General features: G+C 59.8%; 18 protein-coding genes. 3 read left to right on the top strand and 15 right to left on the bottom strand.

The window, feature by feature from the left end; all coding sequences use genetic code 11:
- Positions 1–81 precede the first annotated feature (81 nt).
- The 8 genes from BLP65_RS13800 to BLP65_RS13765 all read right to left on the bottom strand — a co-directional run bounded on the left by BLP65_RS13800 (position 82) and on the right by BLP65_RS13765 (position 8,896).
- Entirely contained in the window at positions 82–1,017 is a 936-nt protein-coding gene (locus BLP65_RS13800; protein WP_092998389.1) for an REP-associated tyrosine transposase, read from the bottom strand.
- A gap of 132 nt (positions 1,018–1,149) precedes the next feature.
- Positions 1,150–2,670, bottom strand: a complete 1,521-nt coding sequence (locus BLP65_RS13795) for an O-antigen ligase family protein (protein WP_175452587.1) — start codon at positions 2,668–2,670, stop codon at positions 1,150–1,152.
- A 458-nt stretch (positions 2,671–3,128) separates the two neighbouring features.
- Complete coding sequence (locus BLP65_RS17310; protein ID WP_092998385.1) at positions 3,129–3,518, bottom strand: type II secretion system protein; 390 nt, start codon at positions 3,516–3,518, stop codon at positions 3,129–3,131.
- A gap of 107 nt (positions 3,519–3,625) precedes the next feature.
- A complete protein-coding gene (locus tag BLP65_RS13785; RefSeq protein ID WP_092998383.1) occupies positions 3,626–4,183 on the bottom strand; it encodes a hypothetical protein in 558 nt (185 codons plus the stop codon).
- Positions 4,184–4,197: 14 nt separating this feature from the next.
- Positions 4,198–4,686 (bottom strand): hypothetical protein, encoded by a 489-nt coding sequence (locus tag BLP65_RS13780; protein ID WP_139181514.1) that lies wholly within the window; start codon positions 4,684–4,686, stop codon positions 4,198–4,200.
- Between the two features lie 58 nt (positions 4,687–4,744).
- Entirely contained in the window at positions 4,745–5,965 is a 1,221-nt protein-coding gene (locus BLP65_RS13775) for a type II secretion system F family protein (RefSeq protein WP_092998379.1), read from the bottom strand.
- On the bottom strand, positions 5,965–7,737 hold the full coding sequence (locus BLP65_RS13770; RefSeq protein ID WP_092998377.1) for a GspE/PulE family protein: 1,773 nt from the start codon (positions 7,735–7,737) through the stop codon (positions 5,965–5,967). Before BLP65_RS13770 ends, BLP65_RS13775 begins: the two co-directional genes overlap by 1 nt.
- Positions 7,738–7,930: 193 nt before the next feature.
- Positions 7,931–8,896 carry a dihydroorotate dehydrogenase gene (locus BLP65_RS13765; protein WP_092998375.1) on the bottom strand — a complete coding sequence of 322 codons (966 nt, stop codon included), beginning with the start codon at positions 8,894–8,896 and terminating at the stop codon, positions 7,931–7,933.
- 115 nt (positions 8,897–9,011) lie between these two features.
- On the opposite strand from BLP65_RS13765, the gene trmL reads away from it, so the two are divergent.
- Positions 9,012–9,476, top strand: a complete 465-nt coding sequence (gene trmL / locus BLP65_RS13760) for a tRNA (uridine(34)/cytosine(34)/5-carboxymethylaminomethyluridine(34)-2'-O)-methyltransferase TrmL (RefSeq protein ID WP_092998373.1) — start codon at positions 9,012–9,014, stop codon at positions 9,474–9,476.
- Between the two features lie 150 nt (positions 9,477–9,626).
- Here trmL and BLP65_RS13755 read toward each other — a convergent pair whose 3' ends face one another.
- From BLP65_RS13755 to BLP65_RS13725, 7 genes are all read right to left on the bottom strand, one after another.
- Positions 9,627–10,676 (bottom strand): NAD(P)H-dependent glycerol-3-phosphate dehydrogenase, encoded by a 1,050-nt coding sequence (locus tag BLP65_RS13755; RefSeq protein WP_092998371.1) that lies wholly within the window; start codon positions 10,674–10,676, stop codon positions 9,627–9,629.
- Entirely contained in the window at positions 10,651–11,118 is a 468-nt protein-coding gene (secB, locus tag BLP65_RS13750) for a protein-export chaperone SecB (protein ID WP_092998369.1), read from the bottom strand. Before secB ends, BLP65_RS13755 begins: the two co-directional genes overlap by 26 nt.
- 238 nt (positions 11,119–11,356) lie before the next feature.
- The gene (trxC, locus tag BLP65_RS13745) at positions 11,357–11,791 is read right to left on the bottom strand and encodes a thioredoxin TrxC (RefSeq protein ID WP_092998367.1); all 435 of its coding nucleotides are present in this window, start codon (positions 11,789–11,791) and stop codon (positions 11,357–11,359) included.
- Between the two features lie 9 nt (positions 11,792–11,800).
- Entirely contained in the window at positions 11,801–12,061 is a 261-nt protein-coding gene (gene grxC, locus BLP65_RS13740) for a glutaredoxin 3 (RefSeq protein ID WP_092998365.1), read from the bottom strand.
- 22 nt (positions 12,062–12,083) lie between these two features.
- Positions 12,084–12,542: a rhodanese-like domain-containing protein gene (locus BLP65_RS13735; RefSeq protein ID WP_092998363.1), complete on the bottom strand. Its 459-nt coding sequence runs from the start codon at positions 12,540–12,542 to the stop codon at positions 12,084–12,086.
- Between the two features lie 193 nt (positions 12,543–12,735).
- The gene (locus tag BLP65_RS13730; protein WP_092998361.1) at positions 12,736–12,954 is read right to left on the bottom strand and encodes a YgaP family membrane protein; all 219 of its coding nucleotides are present in this window, start codon (positions 12,952–12,954) and stop codon (positions 12,736–12,738) included.
- Between the two features lie 78 nt (positions 12,955–13,032).
- Positions 13,033–13,332, bottom strand: coding sequence for an ArsR/SmtB family transcription factor (locus tag BLP65_RS13725; RefSeq protein WP_217632004.1), 300 nt, complete (start codon positions 13,330–13,332; stop codon positions 13,033–13,035).
- 196 nt (positions 13,333–13,528) lie between these two features.
- Here BLP65_RS13725 and gpmI point away from each other — a divergent pair, with 196 nt between their 5' ends.
- Both gpmI and BLP65_RS13715 read left to right on the top strand, forming a co-directional pair.
- The gene (gene gpmI, locus BLP65_RS13720; RefSeq protein WP_092998357.1) at positions 13,529–15,103 is read left to right on the top strand and encodes a 2,3-bisphosphoglycerate-independent phosphoglycerate mutase; all 1,575 of its coding nucleotides are present in this window, start codon (positions 13,529–13,531) and stop codon (positions 15,101–15,103) included.
- An 82-nt stretch (positions 15,104–15,185) separates the two neighbouring features.
- A complete protein-coding gene (locus BLP65_RS13715; RefSeq protein WP_092998355.1) occupies positions 15,186–16,325 on the top strand; it encodes a murein hydrolase activator EnvC family protein in 1,140 nt (379 codons plus the stop codon).
- Positions 16,326–16,428: the final 103 nt, after the last annotated feature.

The following is a 16,428-nucleotide window of genomic DNA, read 5'->3' as shown; positions in this document are numbered from 1 at the left end:
CATGGATCTAGGTGGTAGAGCGACGCAGGATGCCAAAGCCGAGTCCCAGCGACGCGGCAATCTGGGGTTGGGAGCAGGAGATTACTTCGTCGCCGGGGCTCCTGTAATGACAGCGGGGGCAATTTCATCATGAGAACTTTCGACGGCTTTCTGGATTTTCGACACCCTGGAGGGCGAAATCCCGAAGATTCCGGCAACCTCCTTCAGGGGAAGGTTTGCCTCGCGGCGGAGCAGGTAAACTGCACACTGATAGGCTTGCGGGTGGCGCCGTTCGAATAACGCCTCCTGATCGACACCGAATTTCCCCGTAACTTGTGCCAGGATGTCCGATTTTGTGGGACGGGGCCTCTCGAGCTGGCGCTTGGGGATCTCATCACAGGGTTGTTCCCGGGCCAATTGCTCCATGCGTTCTCTAAATTTCGCGCTACCCAGCCAGACTTGGCCCCGCAGGTCATCCCACGGGCGAGCGTTGGTACCCTTACCGACGAACGTGGCATAGGCCCGCCGGGCTTTCCGGGAATCGGAGTGAAATGTTTCCAGAACCCCTTCGATATCGAGCCACGGCGGCGCTGGGCTATAGCCTGCGGTCGCTGCAAAACTGCACCACGGGTAATCAGATGTTTCTTGAACCATTCCCGCCCGCACCGGGTTCAGCACCACATATCGGCAGAGCTCGAGAAGGTAGCTCTCCCGCTCCACCAGAATGCTTTTATAACGACCCTGAAGGAGGTGGCCGACGCGACCGTGGCGACGATTGAATTGCTGGGTATAGACACCGTTAAGGCGGCGCATGCCCCGACTCAGATTGGGCTCCGGTGTTTCAACCAGCAGGTGGTAATGGTTCGACATCAGGCAATAGGCGTAGCAGCGCCACCCTTGCTGTTCGACCTCTCGGGCCAAGAGCTGAAGGAATTGCTGACGGTCTTCCTCATCAAGGAAGATGTCCTGGCGTGCGTTACCACGTGCCGTAATGTGGTACACGGCGCCTTCAAATTCGAGTCGAAGCGGTCTGGCCATCGCCCGATGGTTACAGATTACTCAGTCCAAGGTCAAGAACTGACCCCGTGTGAGGTGCGCATCGGAAAGCCGTGTGCGGGAGAACCGCATGCACGGATTGATGAGGGAGGGCGCGAGAGCCTGTCCTCTACTCTACCCGTGCATACTCGCCGAAGGGGCTGTTCGTGTCCGTTTTCGCTCGATTTTCTCTGTGATCGCTTCAGCCTTGGTGTGCCAATGGATGCTTTGTTCATCTTTACCGATTTCTTCGTACAGCTGTGAGGCAAAGCTGTAGTACCCGGCAAGGTTAAGCGTCGGGGGGTAACGGTACTTCAGTCCACCTTCCAAGGCCGCCAATGCCGCTTCGGTGTCGCCTTGGCGTAACTGATGAAACGCCAGGTTCCGCCGGGCGGAAAGGCTGCGGGGGTCAAGCCGTATAGCTTCGGTGAAATAGGCCTCCGCAATCTCGGCTGCGTTGCCTTCGTCCGCCCATTGCGGGTACTCCGAATAGAGTCGTCCCAAGCCCACCAGCGGGCGTGGGACATAGCCGTTCAGGCGGTGCCCCTCGAGATAGGCGGCAACCGACTGCTTGAAGGCCTCGGCGGCGCGTTCACCCTCGAGATCCCCCAGGGTCGATCGCCATAGTTCGCCACGAGCCGACCGGATCGCCTCGAGTGCGGGTGTCAACCCCTGGGCCTGGCCGAGCAGGCGATCGGCCGTGCCAAGGTTTTCGGTAGTTACCTTATCGGCCCTTTCGAGGTAGTACTGGGACAGCGTTACGGAAAGGAAATAGCCGAATGGTGGAATCAGTCCCGCGATCAGCAAGGGTACGAAGGCTTTGCGCCGAATCCGTTGCAGGTTCAATCGCCAATTCGTCGGCGTCGAATAGCAGTGGTGGTGAAGGCGCCCCAAATACAGCCCGCAGAGAATCAGAATTGAAAGTATATAGAGATTGAATGTGAATACGCTATGGACGCCTACTGCAGCGAGCCCGGCGGTGAGGCCGTATACCTCGACCTCATTCCCGCCGGCGCGTTGGCGAAATGCGCTCACGCTGCGAAATAGCGACCAGCCTATTAAAAGGATTAGCAGAAGCCCGGGTAGGCCCGCTTCGAGCCAGATCTGTAGATAGTCGTTGTGGACGAAAAAACCGCCGCTGGCATCGTCGGGGTGCCGAAAGGCCGGATACATCATCCAGAACGTCCCCAGCCCGATGCCCCACAGAGGATGCTCCCGCAGCATCTCCACCGAGGTTTCCCAGATGAGGAACCGGGATGCCCCCGCCTCTCCCGGCTGGGCCAGCGTCGCGACGCGGGCACCGGTGGAGGAGGTCGGCTCGAAGCCGATGTTGGCGAGGAGCAAGGCGATGGCCACCAGTGCCGAAAACAGTAGCCAGTGCCGCCGCCAGCGGGCGATGCCGAGGCCCCAAAGCAAAAATAGCACTCCCCCGATGAAACCCAGAAATGCCCCCCGGCTGCCGATGAGAAACACCACCGTCAGAAACAGGACAATGACCCCGCCACTAGCGGCTCGAAAACGCGAGCCGTCGGTGCTTCCAGCCACAAAGCGGGCGACCAGTGGCAGGAGTAGCAGGTTGAGGAAGGCGGCATGGTTGTTTTTGTTGAGGTAGAGAGCGCTGGGCGCCTCTCCCTGGGTAGCTTGGTAAAACGCCATCAGTGTCCCAACAAGCCCCAGCGTGATAAAAAGCCCTTGCATTCGGGGCCATGCCCTACCCGAATCCGGGTCCCACAGGAAGGCGAAAAATGTTAGCGGCATTGCCGCCACCCACCAGAAGGTGAGTGTCGATGTGTAGGCAGACGGAGCCCAAAGAAGCGTCGCTGAATACCAACCAATTAGTGCGGCCGAGGCAATGAACAGCGGTGTTCGGGGCAGTGGCAGTCCGCTGCCGTGGCGTCGCCCGATGGAGAGGGCGAGCCACCCTACAAGGCAGGTCAAAGCAACGGTATAGAAAACAACCGATTCGCCCGTAAAGGCGCTCGCCGCGAGAAGGGATACGAATGAGAGGAAAACGCTAATGGCTGGATAGGCGCTTAAAAGTGATACTTAACATCGATTTTGTCGGTTCTATCAGGAAGGAGGGGTGTTCCAATCCCCTCCTTTCCTTTAAACGCCTATGGCCAGTTCGAACCTGAAGCGGTAATCAGTGCCGGTTGGGTAGCATTTTCTTCTTGGGTTATCACCATCAGATAATCTTTGCCGCCGAAACTGCAGGTTATATCCTTGTCAGTACCGGTGCCGTCGTCGCATTCAGTCGGAAACGCATCCATTGCGTTTTGCAGTGTTTGATCGGTCGTAATGTAGGATGAGGTCCCTTTCGTCAGATTGGTGGCATAATTGATGGAGGCCGCCGATCGTGCCGACCCCAGAACACCTTCTGCGGCAGCTGCGCCGGCCTCCGACTGAAGATCGACATATTTTGGAATCGCCGTTGCCGCCAGAATCCCGAGAATCACGATTACCATTACCAGTTCGATGAGGGTAAAACCCGCCTGTGTTTTCATTGTTTTCTCCGTTTTAGCAGGGGGCCGCAGCCCCTAAGACATAGGTCGCTATGTTAGTCAACGACTCCACATTACCATAATGTGTGTAGTTGCGCATAAAAAGTCTTTCAGGCGAAATTCATCATTGTGGCGCTAGCTAGAAGGTAGAGGCCGGCGAGAATGAAGAAGGCTCCTGCCGTGCGGGGGAAGACGAGCACATGGCGGTCGATACGGCTCGCCAGTGGTGCCTGGTCCGGGGGGCTTCGGCGGGTGGATACCCAGTGGTTGACGTGGATTTCCCATCCCTTCAGGTGGCTAGGCCGGATCCACACGATGGCGCCGATCATCATTGCCCCCAGGTTACCCAGAAGCAGGAAAATCAGGCTGGCGTCCATCAGGCTTTCGAAAACCGGCCCTCCTGCCAAGTGGGCGCGGTAACCTGCAGCGATCGACGCACCGATTTTCAGCAGGGCAAACGCTCCGCCGGCCAACAGGAAGAGACCGAAAAACCGGTTGTGCCGGTAGATGAATCGTTCACTGGTGAAGGGTGTCTCCAGGCGCTTTCCCCATTTCCCGATTTGATCGGGAAACATCAACAGCGCCGCCCCCAGGCCGAGGCCCGTCAGCCCGGCGGCGGCCAGCAGGGCCGGCAGGATCATAAAGAGAAGCTCGGCCATCTTTTCCATGTATCCGATTTCTCTCACTCCTCGACCCATTGATACCTTTCCACCGGAACGAGGTCGATCCCGCGGATGCGGCCCGCTTGCGGGCTCAGTGAACGGTCGCCGCTGTTGTCGCGGCGATAATCGACGCGAACCATGAAGCGGATGCGAGCCGGTCCGGAGAGCGGGCTCTTAAGGTAATCGGAGTAGGCGACCCGGTAGATGAGTAGTTTCCGGCTCCGGTCGAAATACCAGCGGTTGCCTTTTACGCCCGCCGGATCGGGTGCGTCCAGTTCCCCGAGGTAATTTCCGGGGGGCTGCTCGAGCAGGGCGATTGGATTGGAACCATCCAGCTCCGCCAGTTCGCTCAGTCCTTTGTCCTGGATGACCCGTGCGACCACCTCAAGACCGAGTGCACTTTTGAGAGTGCCTATGGTGTGTTCCACTCCCGTCTGCTCGGCGACGATCCGCAACGCCCAGACCCGGTCGATGACGAGGGTGATAAAGATCGCTATCAGTATCGTCACCGCCGCCCATTCCGGAACCGTCGCGCTGCGTTGGAGCCTGGCCAAGATGTGCAATCGCTTACCCGGCAAGCTGTGTCAAATCCCACATGGGCAGGAATACACCAAGGGCGAGGATGAGCACGAGGATCCCCACCGCCACGATCAGGATCGGCTCGATGGCGGAAGTGAGGCTCTTCAACTCGTGTTCGACCTCGCGTTCATAGAACCCTGCGACCTCGTCCATCATGTCTTCCACCCGTCCGGTTTCCTCGCCCACCGAGAGCATCTGCAGGATCAGGGGAGTGAAGAGGCCGGTCGCCGCTGCGGTTCGGGTAAGTGTGTCGCCGCGTTCGACGCCGCTTCGCATGTTGATCACCCGTTCGGAGACGTATTCGTTGTTGACCGCCCGGGCGACGACACCGAGCGCCTGTATGAGCGGAACACCAGAGCGGGTGGTCATCGCGAAAGTGCGGGCGAAACGCGCCAGAATGGCACGCGATATGATACTGCCGACAATCGGCAGTCCCAGTTTCATATGGTCCCATCGGTAGCGGCCGGCGGGGGTATGCACATAGGAACGCACTGCCAATACGGTGAGGATGATCGCCATTAGGATATGCGGCCAAAAGGCGACCGAGAAATCGGAGAGCGCCATCAGCAGTTTCGTTTGCCAGGGGAGGTCGGAGCCCATTCCGGCGAATACCTTGGCGAACGCCGGTATCACGATTACGTTTACCACCCCGATAGCTGCGGCGATGAACACCAGCACAATGGTCGGATAGCGCAATGCCGTCTTGATGCGGGAACGGGTATCCCGGTCCTGCTCCAGGTACCGCGACAGTCGTTCGAAGGCCTCGTCCAGCTGCCCGGTGCTCTCGCCGACCCGGACCATGCTGACCATCAGCGGACTGAAGATTTTCGGGTGCTGTGCCATGGCGCCCGACAGGTCGCGACCGGCCTCCAGCTCCGTCCGTATCTGCTGCAGGGATTCGGCAAGAACGGCATTACGGGTGGATTCGGCCAGTCCGGTAAGTCCCCGCACGATGGGTACGCCGGACTTGGTGAGGGTATACATCTGCCGGCAGAATAGCAGCAGGTCATCCTGATTCGGTCGGCCGGAGCCGAGGTGGCGTCTCAGCTCGGCCAGATAGTCGCGTCGGGGAACGGCCTCGCTAATGTGGACCGGGGTAATCCCGGAGTTCAGCAGCTGGCTGGCCACCGCATCGGCGGAACTGGACTCGATGCGGCCGGTTACTGCGCCACCGCGACCATCCCGGGCTGTGTATTCGAACAGCGGCATCAGTTACCTGCCTCTGCCGATACGTCTGCATCGTCGATTTCCGATCCGGACAGGTCCTCTTCGAGGTCGATGGTGTCGATATCGGTGGATACGCGCACCACCTCCTCCAGTGTGGTAATGCCCATGCGGGCATACTCCAGCGCCTGAAAGGCGAGCGGCTGGAAATCGGGCTTCATGTGGGCCGCCCGTGCGAAATCACCCGAGTCACTACGGCGCAGGCAGTCGGTCAGCACCTCGTCGATCTCCAGCAGTTCGAAAACACCGATGCGGCCGCGATAGCCGGTATTATGACAATGGGGACAGCCCGCACCAGCCTTGAAGGTCACCTCCTTCAGCTCATCGCCCAGCAGGTTTTCCAGCCATGCCTTTTGTTGTGCGTTGGGTTGATAGTCGGTGATACAGCTGTCGCAGATGCGGCGCACCAGGCGCTGGGCAATCACCGCCTCGAGGGCGGTGGCCACCATATAGCCGGGAATGCCCATGTCGATGAGGCGAATGGCGGTGGAGACCGCATCGTTGGTGTGCAGCGTAGAGAGCACCAGGTGGCCGGTAATGGAGGCCCGCAGGGCGATCTCGGCCGTCTCCTGGTCGCGGATTTCGCCCACAAGAACCACATCCGGATCCTGGCGCAGGGCGTTTCGCAGCACGCCGGCGAAGGTCAGTCCAATCTTGGTGTGGACCTGTACCTGATTGATTCGGGCCAGGCGGTACTCGACCGGGTCTTCGATGGTGATGATCTTCTTTTCCGGCTGGTTGAGCTCGTTCAGCGCCCCGTAAAGGGTGGTGGTCTTGCCGGAACCGGTGGGGCCGGTCACCAGCACCATGCCGTGGGGCTTGCGGACGTTGCGCCGAAAGTGTCGCAGGACATCGGCAGGCATGCCCACCGCCTCCAGGTCCAGCAGGCCCCCGCTCTGGTCGAGCAGACGCATGACCACCGATTCGCCGTGCTGGATCGGCATGGTGGAGAGGCGCACATCGATGTTGCGGTCCTTCACCCGGATATTGAAGCGGCCATCCTGGGGGAGGCGCCGCTCGGAAATATTCAACCCACCCATGAGCTTCAGGCGGCTCACCAGCGCAGCGGAGATGCGCTTCTCCTTCATCACCTGTTCCTGGAGCACGCCATCGATACGCTGCCGGATCCGTAACACCGACTCATCGGGTTCGATATGGATATCGGAGGCGCCGACCTGCACTGCATCCGCAAAGATGGATTGCAGCAGCTTGACCACCGGGGCATCGGAGAGGTCGGCGGCCTGACCAAGCCGTTCCAGGTCGAAGTCGGTTTCGGAGAGCTCTTCCGAGAGCTCCTCGGCCAGTGACGAGATCTCCTCGGTACGGCGATAGACCGAATCGATGGTGCGCAACAGGTCCGTTTCTCGCACTACCGCCTGGCGGATGGGGCGTTTTAGAACCTTGGTCAACTCGTCAAAGGCGAAGATGTCGGTCGGATCCGCCATGCCCACCAGAACCGGATCCTGGCTGTTATCCAGGACAATTGCCCGGTAGCGGCGGGCAAGGGTTTCCGGCACCAGTCGGACTGCATCGGCCTTGTAGCGGTAATGGCGCAGGTCGACGAAGGGGACCTGAAGTTGCCGGGAGAGAAACTCCAGCAACTGGTCCTCATCGATAAAGCCCAGCTCGAGCAGCATTCGGCCCAGTTTGCGACCGGACTTTCTCTGCTCGGAGAGCGCGGTTTGCAGCTGGTTTTCGGAAATGATCTTGTGCTCAACCAGCAGGTCACCGATACGCAGCTTTTTTTTGGGGATCATGCCAACCTCTGGTGCGGCCAAGCGCTTAAGAGTACAGAATCCCCGGGGAAATTACAGGCTTTGCCCACGGAGTATCCTTTTATCAGGTCAAAGTCCGACCTACACGCGGGCGACCAGAGCGCTGTCTCCTGTAGATCGGCTCGGCCTTCAGGCCGTCATCGGTTTTGACAGGCTAAAGCCCGAGCTACAAGTGTTAGTTGCCGCAGGCCGGTGCGACGGAATCGGTAGCCAGCGTGCCGACCAGCTGGCCGACTTCGGGGATCCCGTGTCGCTCCAGGTACTCACTGATCCCGGCGTTGATCCTGGGACAGATGAGCGGGTCGTAAAAGAGCGCCGTGCCGATCCCCACTGCGCTGGCCCCTGCGATCAGGAATTCCAGGGCATCCTCGGCGTTGGAGATCCCCCCCTGGCCGATGATGGGAATCCCATGGGGACGGCAGACCTGATAGACCTGATGGGTTTTCAACAGAGCTACCGGCTTGATGGCGGGGCCGGAGAGGCCGCCTTGCCGGTTGCCGAGAATCGGTGCACGCTGCTCGATATCGATGGCCATGCCCATCAGGGTGTTGATGACGGCAAAGCCGTCGGTGCCCGCATCGATACAGCGGCTGGCGCTGGCGGCGATGTCGGTCTGATTGGGTGAGAGCTTGGTGATGAGCGGCTTCGTTGTCGCGCGGCGCACCGCCTCCACCACCCGGGCGGACATCTCCGGGTCGTTGCCGAAGGCTACACCGCCTGCCTTTACGTTGGGGCAGGAGATGTTGATCTCGATGGCATCCACCGGTGAATCGTCAAAGATGCGGGCCACCTCCGCGTACTCCTCGACCGTAGACCCGGCGATATTGGCAATGAAGCGGGTCTCCTCAAAGTCCAGGGTGGGCAGAATGGTATCGACCACGTAGCGGGCACCCGGATTCTGCAGGCCGATGGCATTGAGCATGCCGTCCGGGGTCTCGTAAATCCGGTGAGGTGCATTGCCCAGACGCGCCTCCAGCGTGGTCCCCTTGAGGCAGACTGCACCCACATCCCGGTTGGAAAAACCCTCCACCCGGGTATATTCCTCGCCGAAGCCGACGCACCCCGAGAGTAGAACAAGCGGCGTATCGAAACGCATGCCGCAGAACTCCATGGAGAGCTTCTCGTCGTCTTTGGTCGTCATGGCGTTAACCGGGTCGGGTAGTCGGAAGGCTTGAGCAAGATACAAGATAGGAGATGCGGGATACAAGTTCGAAAAACGGTTATCGTGTGTCGCTAAAAGTGGCTGAGGAGCACCGGTGATCCACATTGTCCTTTACCAACCTGAAATCCCGCCCAATACCGGTAATGTCATTCGGCTCTGTGCCAATACCGGGATGGGACTGCACCTGATCGAGCCGCTCGGGTTCGAGCTGGATGATGCGCGTCTGCGGCGGGCCGGCCTGGATTACCACGAGTTTGCGAAGGTTCGGACCTGGAGCGATTTCGAAGCCTTTCGGACATCGATCAAGCCGGGGCGGATATTGGCCTGCTCGACCCGGGGCGGGCAGCCCTACAGCGAGGTGCAGTATCGGCACGGGGACGCCCTGGTGTTCGGGCCCGAAACCCGCGGCCTGCCCCAGCCCTTTCTGGATCGGCTTCCGGATGAGCACCGTTTGCGTATCCCGATGCGGCCGGGAAATCGCAGTCTGAATCTGTCGAATGCGGTCGCTGTTATTGCTTACGAGGCATGGCGTCAGCTGGGATTCCCGGGCGCTGGCTGAAAGCCGGCCTCCCCCTGTGATGAATGGATAACCACGGGGTACACGGGGGGTCGCGGGGGAAAACAGGTGGGCCGACTCCAAATGCGCCACTTCAGCGTCCGGGTGGGGCGCATTCTTCCTCCGGCGGCCGGTGCATTTGAAGAATGCACCCTACTCCCTTTCGGTCTTTGGCTCCCGCGACAACAAAGCCTCGACCGCCTGCTGGGGGGTGGTATCGCCTTCTACCAAACGGCATACCTGTTCCGTAATCGGCATCTCCACGGCATGGTCTCTTGCCAGATGGAGCACCTCGGGGGCGGACTTGACGCCCTCCACGGCCTGGCTGATCTCTGCCAGGGCTGATTCCAGCACCAGACCCTGCCCCAGGGCGAGTCCCAGCCGTCGATTGCGGGACTGGTTGTCGGTACAGGTGAGCACTAGATCCCCCATGCCGGCGAGTCCCATGAAGGTCTCCTGGGAGCCTCCGACGGCGGCTCCCAGGCGTATCATTTCGGCCAGTCCACGGGTAATCAGTGCGGCCCGGGTATTGGCACCGTAGCCGAGACCGTCGGCTACCCCGGCGGCGATGGCGAGGACGTTCTTGCTGGCGCCGCCCAGTTCGACGCCCACCACATCGGTACTGGTGTAGGTGCGGAAGGTACGGGAGTGAAGATAACTCGCCAATAGCTGCGCGGCCTCGAGCGAGCAACCGGCGACGGTTACCGCGGTTGGCAGACCCCGGGCCACTTCTCCTGCAAAGGTCGGTCCGGAAACCACTCCGGTCGGGCGCTCACTGCCCAGCACCTCCTCCGTCACCCGGTGAAGGAACTTGCGGCTCCCCGATTCCAGGCCCTTGCTGGCCCAGAACACCGGCAGCCGGGCCGGGATTCGGAAAGCCAGGCTTTCCAGAAGCTCCCGATAGCCATGACTCGGTACGGCCACCAGTACTGCCGCCACGCCCTCCAGAGCGCGATTCAAATCCGTTTCCGGGATCAGCTGTACGGGGAACTCCGTGTCCGGCAGGTAGCGTCGGTTTCGCCGCTCCACGGCCATTTCCTGTACCTGCCGGGGGTCACGGCCCCACAGGCGTGTCGGATGACCGTTGCGCGCCAGCCGAATCGCCAGCGCGGTACCCCAGGAGCCGGCGCCGAGAACGGCTATCGATTGGCGATTCTCACTCAATGGCTGATTTCGACTAGTGGCTCGCGGTGCCTTCGCCATCGGTGTCCTGCTGCTTCTTTATCTGCTCGGCATACAGGGCGTCGAAATTTACCGGTGCCAGTAGCAGTTGCGGGAAGCTGCCCTTGTTGGCCAGGCTGGACACGACCTCACGGGCGTACGGAAACAGGATGCTCGGGCAAAAGCTGTGCAGCATCGGCCCCAGCTGATCTTCGGGGAATCCGGTAACCGTGAAGATGCCCGCTTGCTGCACCTCGGCCAGGTAGGCGGTCTGATCTTCGATCTTGGTGGTAACGGTGATATTGATCAGCACTTCATAGACGCCTTCGCTGATATCCCGAGCCTGCGTGTTCAGGTCCACGTTGACCTGCGGTTCCCATTTTTTTGTAAAGATTTCGGGTGTATTGGGCGTCTCGAAAGAGAGGTCCTTGACGTAGATGCGCTGGACGGCAAACTGCTGTTTCGGTTGTTCATTCTCGGCCATGATAGCTCCTGACAATGGTAGGCGATGCGCGGCAGAGCCACCGCATCGGAAAGGGTGATACTCCATCGGCCAAGCCTGGCCCGGAGACGGAAATATCTAATTTTTAGGAGCCTGTCCGAGAATAGCAATGGGCTCTAATATGTAGGTTGGCGCTGAGGAAGGAAGACCCAACAAAATCAGCGTTGGGGTTCGCATAACTCACCCCAACCTACAAAAAACGATGTTCTCGGACAGACTCCTAGAGCTGCTTGCGTACCCAGGCCAGGAGATTGCGCAGATCCATGGCCCCGGCAATTCGCGCCACTTCGCGCCCCCCCTTGAACAGGGCAATCGTCGGGATACTGCGGATGCCGAAACGCATCGCCAGGGCCTGTTCCTGCTCGGTGTTGACCTTTGCCACACGGACCTCTGGCTCCAGTTCCGCTGCGGCCTGCTCAAACACCGGGGCCATCATCTTGCAGGGGCCGCACCAGGGCGCCCAGAAATCCACCAGAACCGGCAGGTCACTGCGGGATACGTGCTGGTCGAATCCGGCACCGGAAAGGGCGAGGGGCCGACCTGCAAACAGCGGCTGCTTGCAGCGGCCACACTTGCCGCCGGCGTTCAGCCTGGACGGGGGGACGCGGTTGATGCTGTCACAGTGGGGACAGACAACGTGAAGTCCATCGGACATTGCGGTGCCCTACTTCAGTCCAAGCATTTCGTCCAGTTTGCCTTCCATGTCCAGATCGACGAGGTCGTCATATCCTCCGACATGATAGTCGTCGATGAAGATCTGCGGCACGGAAGTCTGGCCCGAAGCGCGTTTTTCCATTTCGGGACGCAGCTCCGGCTTTTGATCGACGGCGAAATCGGTGTAGCCCGCGCCCTTTTTTTTCAATAGCCGCTTGGCCCGGACACAGAACGGACAGCTGGCGGTGGTGTACATCTCGATGGTTGGCATGGAACGCCCCCTTTACGCTGGATTATTTTCTATCGGCTTTGCGCTTCTTCTTTGTTTTTTCCGTACTGAGTGGCAGCCCGGCGTTTTCCCAGGCCAGCATGCCACCCTTCAGATTATAAACCTGCTCGAACCCGTGCTTGCGCAGCATGCCGGCGGCCTTGCTCGAACGGTGGCCACTGCGGCAGCCTACGATCACCGGCTTGTTCTGTACGCTCTTCAAGCGGTCCAGATTCTTGTTGAGCCCCGAGAGCGGGACGTGCATCGATCCCGCCACGTGCCCCTCCCGGTATTCCTTATCTTCACGCACATCGACCAGGACCGCGTCTTGCCGGTTCATCAAACCGACCGCCTCCTGGGGATCCACATCATGGAAGCCTCGAAGACGACGGCTCAACGGCGGAGCGATGAGCATGGCCAGGATAATGGCGAGGGCCAGGAACAGGTCCCAGTGGTTTACGACAAATTCACCCAGTTGCGACATGGAAATAGGATTAGGTCACTGTATTAAAGGGAGCGGATTATAACCCACATTTGAAGGCGGGGGTGTGATGATCGTGCAGTGCGATCCCGGCGACCCAAGCGAGCGAGGGGTTTTCCGGGATGGAGAGCCGCAGCGGAATTCGAGAGTCGTTACCGGATTCCGCTGCGGCTCGATCCCACCAAAGAGATTCGGGCTAAGAGCAGCTGCCCGACACGGGAACGCCGGCTTTCTGGAGAATCGTGGCCAGCGGGCAGATTGCAGTGAAGCCGCTCTGGAACAGGTTGATACCCACAAAGCCGGTAACCCAGAGCCAGTTTACATTGTGGAAAATCGGGCTGGCTTCGATCCCGAGTCCAAGGCTCAGCAGGATGAAGAAGCCGGCGAAGATCCGGACGACGCGTTCTACGTTCATGTTTACCCCTAAATTGATGCACAAAAACTCAACACCGCCCGAATATGACGTCCCGGACAGGAAAATTCAATCGTTCTCCTACTCCATCGTGCAGAAGACGTCGCGCATCATCTCGATCAGTCGCAGCGTGCGGGAATCCGCTACTTTATAGAATACGCGATTGGCATCCTTGCGAGACGACAGGATGCCCTTGTCCCGGAGGATGGCCAGATGCTGGGAGATATTGCTCTGTGAAGTCCCCACATGTGCGACGATGTCCTGGACGCTGATTTCCTGATCACCGAGCGTGCAGAGGATTTTCAGGCGCAGCGGGTGCGACATGGCTTTGAGTGAACGGGAGGCGCGATCGATATCCTCGTTACGCGTGATTAGGTTCATTTCCTCTGACATGGACAATTCTGTTTCCCTCGCCTTGGGCATAAGTGCCAAAATCCTCCCAAACAATATACAATATTAATACCTTTGCAAAGAACCGTATTCGAATATATCGATTTCGATGCGGGTCCCGTTCCCGGGTTCCATGGTTCGGGCGTGTAAAAAACAACTACCTCACGGTCTAATCCAACAAAAATCTATGTCCGCGCAAGAGCGTCACCGGCCTCTCCTCCTGGTCGTCCTGGATGGTTGGGGTTATTCAGAAGACACGGATCACAATGCCATCTATTCCGCCCGGACACCGGTCTGGGACCGGCTCTGGAGCGATTGCCCCCATGCCTACCTGCGTCCTTCCGGGGCGGAAGTGGGCTTGCCGAGCGGACAGATGGGCAACTCCGAAGTCGGTCACCTCAATCTCGGGGCGGGCCGGGTGGTGTACCAGGAGTTCACCCGTGTCAGTCGCGCCATCAAGACCGGCTCGTTCTACTCCAATGCCACCCTTACCGAGGCCGTGGATGTGGCGGTTCAGGGCGACAAGGCCATCCATATCATGGGTCTGCTCTCACCGGGCGGCGTGCACAGCCATGAAAAACACATCCACGCCATGACCGAACTCGCGGTACAGCGTGGGGCGAAGCGGGTCTATATGCATGCCTTTCTGGATGGTCGGGATACGCCGCCCAAGAGCGCAGCGGAATCCGTCGCCAAGATGGAAGGGGTGTTCGAGGCGCTCGGGGTCGGCCGGTTCGCATCTGTCATCGGCCGCTATTACGCCATGGATCGCGACAACCGCTGGCCGCGCATCCAGGCCGCGTACGACGCCATGACCGGCAGCGGGGCCGATTATCGGGCGGCCAGCGCCGATGAGGCGTTGGCGATGGCCTATGACCGCGGCGAAACCGATGAGTTCGTCAAGCCCACCATCATTGCACCTGAAGGCGAAGGACCCGTTACCATCGATGATGGGGACGTGGTGGTGTTCATGAACTACCGCTCCGATCGGGTCCGCCAGATCACCCGTCCCTTTATCGAAGCGGATTTCGACTGCTTCGAGCGCAAACGTCATGCGAAGCTCGGCTGCTTTGTCAGCCTTACCGAGTACAACGCCGACTTCGATATTCCGGTTGCCTTTCCCCCGGAGCGGATGCGCAACGTGCTCGGCGAGTATATTGCCAATTTCGGCCTGCATCAGCTGCGCATCGCCGAAACTGAAAAATATGCGCACGTCACCTTTTTCTTCAACGGTGGGCGTGAAGAGCCGTTCGAATTCGAGGACCGCCTGCTGGTTCCCTCTCCGCAGGTCTCCACCTACGATCAGCAGCCGGAGATGAATGCCGGCGAACTCACCGACAAGCTGATTGAGGCGGTCGAGGGTAGCCGCTACGACGTGATCATCTGCAATTACGCCAATCCCGACATGGTGGGGCACACCGGCAACTTCGAGGCGACGGTAAAGGCGATCGAATTTCTGGATGGCTGCCTGGGCAGGCTGGCCGCCGCGGTGGAGAATATAGGCGGGGAAATGCTGATTACCGCCGACCACGGAAATGCCGAACAGATGGTGGGAACGGGTACCGGACAGCCCCATACGGCTCATACCGGCAATGTCGTACCGTTGATCTACTGCGGCCCCCGCACGCTCAAGCTCTCAAAGGGCATTCTTGCGGATGTTGCCCCCACCATGTTGGAAATGCTGGGCCTCTCCCTGCCCACGGAGATGACCGGCCGCTCATTGATCGAGTCACCCGCCGAGGAGCAGGGGAAGGCTTCCTAGGCACGATGGTACTGATTGCTCCCGGGCTCTCCGTGCCCTTCCATGGGTATAGTCAGGCTCACCAGACGATGGGGCAGGAAGAATGAAATTACCGGGCTTGGTGTTCGCCGTTGCCCTGCTCCTGGCCGGCGCGGCCGGCGCCGGCGAGCGTGAGGACAAGGAGGCAGAGCTCAAGCGAATCCAGGCGCGCATCACCGAACTACGCCAGGATCTGGACACTACCCGTGATCGCTATACCGGGCAGCGCCGTCAGTTACGCGAGGTTGAAGAGGCTATCGGCGGAGTCAAACTCCGGCTGCGAAGCCTCGACGAGCGCCTCGAAGGGCAGCTGCTCAAGCTGCAGGAGCTCGAGGCCGAGCGTACGGAACTCAATGCCACCGTGAACACTCAGCGCGATCGGCTGGCAGAGCAGGTTCGGTCCGCATTCACCACCGGTCGCCAGGAATACCTGAAAATCCTGCTCAATCAGGAAGATCCGGCGGCCATCGGGCGGATGCTGACGTATTACGACTACCTCAACCGTGCCCGCAGCGAGCGCATCCAGGCCTTGCTCACGACACTGGAACGGCTCGAGGCGGTTCGAGTCGAAATTGCTGATGAGAGCCGCCGTCTGGATCGGTTACGGACCCAGCAGCAGCAGCAGCGCGAGCAACTGGAGGCCTCCCGCGGAGAACGTCAGACCATCATCGCCGCGCTTGCGCGGGATATCCGTGACAAGGACGAACGTCTTGAACAGATGCGTGCCGATCGTGAGGAGCTCGAGCGACTGCTGAGGGCCCTGGCAAAGGCGCTGGCCGATATTCCGCCCGAAGCCGGCGACTTCCAGCCGTTCGGTAAACTCCGTGGCCAGCTGAAATGGCCCAGCGAGGGGCGGATTCTGGCGGGGTTCGGGAGTCCCCGTGGGCAGACCGGTTCACGTTGGCAGGGGGTGCTAATCGATGGCAACGAGGGGCAACCGGTGCAGTCGGTGGCCCGTGGGCGAGTGGCGTTTGCAGAATGGCTGCGGGGCTATGGCTTGCTGGTCATTGTCGACCATGATGATGGTTATATGACGCTTTACGGCCATAATGAGAGTCTATATAAGGAAGCAGGGGACTGGGTCGAGGCCGGCGAGATAATCGCTGCGCTGGGTTCCACGGGTGGCCAGGAACGGACAGCACTCTATTTCGAGATCCGTCACGACGGCAGGCCCAAAGATCCGGTAAGCTGGTGCGGACGCTAAGCCGTCGCGTCCCGCAGTTTGAAAAGCGCCATCGTACCCGGTGGAACTCGGGAGGCTGGAAAGCATCTTATATTGCAGTACTATTCCCTATGGGTGCGAATCC

The organism is Thiohalomonas denitrificans (assembly GCF_900102855.1).
GTDB lineage: Bacteria > Pseudomonadota > Gammaproteobacteria > Thiohalomonadales > Thiohalomonadaceae > Thiohalomonas > Thiohalomonas denitrificans.
This window is presented reverse-complemented; position numbering and strand designations above follow the sequence as displayed.